Genomic DNA, 2,088 nt, shown 5'->3' on the forward strand with positions numbered 1-2,088 from the left:
AATCGAAAACTCGCACCCATTTTCGTCCTGACGTTGTAGTACGAAAAATTGAACGAGAAGAATTGGCCCATCCGGTGGAACCATTGACCATATAGATTGATTTGAGGTTTTCTAAAGGAGACATAACTACGCTTTTAGTGGCGTTAGCATCTCGATGTGTTCGGCTTGGGTTCAATGAATGGGGGCTATCAGATGATGCTGGAGGTTTGGGCGTATTTCCATTTTTATTGCTCAATGACGTTGTCCCACACCCCGTCACGGTCAAGCACGTCAACGTCAGCGCAGCTGCGCTAACTCCCCACAGTCGTTTTTGCATCGTCAGCACTCCTCGTAGGTTCTTGTAGACTACCGCCCATCATCCTTCCGTCTTCTTAGACGGAGTAGCTTCGGGAAATGTGACATCGTCGGTAAAACATCCTCCTCCGGAACGCGTTCTCGCTTGGCCCGGCAGGCAGCAACTTCCACCCGGTGCTTTGGAAGTAGGCTGCGTAGCACTGCCAACACGTTGCCTTCGTGAACGGTCATTCGCGGTGTTCTCCTATCGTCTTCTTCGCTCGGTCTCGGTCGAGGCGTTCGTGAAGGTCCGCGACATCGCGGCAGAGAGACCACCGTTTGGGCCGTGAGGGTGGCGCCTGCTGCTTCACGAGGTAGAGAAGGCGATGAGGAGGGCTTGGGCGATGGGGCATGCTTTGACGCTGAGTCCGTACCAAGCGGAGGCGGTCGACGCGTTCTTTGCCGAGACGTGTCGACGACAGCTGATGGTGCTCCCAACGGGGGCTGGAAAGACCATCCTGTTTGGGGCGATTGCGAAGCGCTGGTGGGAGGCGTCGGATCAGACACGACCCATCCTCATCCTCGCACACCGCAGTGAACGTCTGGACCCAGCGGAGCAAAAGCTCACCATGGTCTGGCCAGAAGCGGTCGTAGGCCGCGTGCAAGGGAGCCGCAACGAGCCACTGGGCAACGTCTTGGTCGCGTCCACGCAAACCCTTGTCCTCGGCCGGGCGATTCGACCGCCGGGACTCATCATATATGACGAGTGTCATCACAGCGGAAGGTTTTTTTAGCGAATTCGGCAGGCTTCTATTTAACCGCGCAGTGCTTCGTCATGGTGCCCGCATGAGCGTAAGATGAGCGTTTCAGGCTTCATGAACATGAATGTGATTCGCAAATCCCGACTTGCTCTGACCTCCCACACTTCATCGCGACCTTGCATCTTCTTGACTCGCAGGCCTGGATACCTGAGGTCATTTCTCATGCGTTCCAAGGCTCGTTTCACCGCTTGCTGCTCGGTCTGGGTGAGAGTCTTATAATCCCGTTCAATTGATCCGTCAAAGACAACTCGCACATGAATTAGCTGTCCAGTTCGTCCAATGAATCAAGCTTGTGGACTCGCCCTTCTCGAATATCCTCATCTGCTCGTCGTTCGCGCTCCTGCCATTCCTCTGTCCAGTAGTACGCCTGGTCGGGGTCAAAAAACGCCACTTTTTTAGGCCGGAGTAGAATGCCTTCCTGGCCGTCAATCACTTCCACGTAATCCCCTTCTTCAAGGTGTAGCTTTTCACGAATGGATTTTGGGATGGTGATTTGGCCATTCCGAGTGACTTTGCTGAGTGTCATGGATGCTGCCTCCTAGTTCGCTATTTAGTAATTACTATATAGTATGCGCGATGGGGGTTCAACGATATACGGTCCTGACAAACATCCGAGAGGAAAACGAGATGTAGGGGAAGCCTATACATCAGGTCTAGTTCCTTTAGGCGGCTATAGGAATCATCCCCGAGAACGACCTGAATCGGCTCCTCTACACCGATCATGCGGACTGCCTCGACCACGTGCTTTGTCACTCGAATATCTTCTTGGGATGGCTGACCATTCCCAATGGGGGGATTAAAGTGGACCCACGTGTCAAGACATTTTTTTGCCCTTTGCTAAGCTATACCTAGGTAAGTCTGTCAAGGTACGCTTTCCAGCCTTGACGGACGGCTGATCACCTCCCACACTGGGTTCAGTGTTCGAAGCCACATACTTGTGGGTTCGAACCTAATGACGATTCTGTGCTGTCTTTTAGGCCGTCGCCAAATGGGA

At 53.3% G+C, this 2,088-nt stretch carries 5 protein-coding genes; 1 reads left to right on the forward strand and 4 read right to left on the reverse strand.

Translation table 11 applies throughout. From position 1 onward, the window contains the following. Both M4I36_RS15450 and M4I36_RS15455 read right to left on the reverse strand, forming a co-directional pair. Positions 1-316: hypothetical protein (locus M4I36_RS15450; RefSeq protein WP_258112657.1), on the reverse strand; the 316-nt coding region annotated here is incomplete at its 3' end. A 29-nt stretch (positions 317-345) separates the two neighbouring features. After that, complete coding sequence (locus tag M4I36_RS15455) at positions 346-525, reverse strand: hypothetical protein (protein WP_258112658.1); 180 nt, start codon at positions 523-525, stop codon at positions 346-348. Between the two features lie 152 nt (positions 526-677). On the opposite strand from M4I36_RS15455, the gene M4I36_RS15460 reads away from it, so the two are divergent. Beyond that, positions 678-1,067 (forward strand): DEAD/DEAH box helicase family protein, encoded by a 390-nt coding sequence (locus tag M4I36_RS15460; protein WP_258112659.1) that lies wholly within the window; start codon positions 678-680, stop codon positions 1,065-1,067. Between the two features lie 286 nt (positions 1,068-1,353). Here the strand turns inward: M4I36_RS15460 and M4I36_RS15465 are convergent, their stop codons facing one another. Then, the gene (locus M4I36_RS15465; RefSeq protein ID WP_258112660.1) at positions 1,354-1,620 is read right to left on the reverse strand and encodes an AbrB/MazE/SpoVT family DNA-binding domain-containing protein; all 267 of its coding nucleotides are present in this window, start codon (positions 1,618-1,620) and stop codon (positions 1,354-1,356) included. Between the two features lie 20 nt (positions 1,621-1,640). Then, complete coding sequence (locus M4I36_RS16945; RefSeq protein ID WP_374986456.1) at positions 1,641-1,883, reverse strand: hypothetical protein; 243 nt, start codon at positions 1,881-1,883, stop codon at positions 1,641-1,643. Positions 1,884-2,088 lie beyond the last annotated feature (205 nt).

Source organism: Alicyclobacillus sp. SP_1 (genome assembly GCF_024706985.1).
In the GTDB taxonomy this organism is placed as follows: domain Bacteria; phylum Bacillota; class Bacilli; order Alicyclobacillales; family Alicyclobacillaceae; genus Alicyclobacillus_I.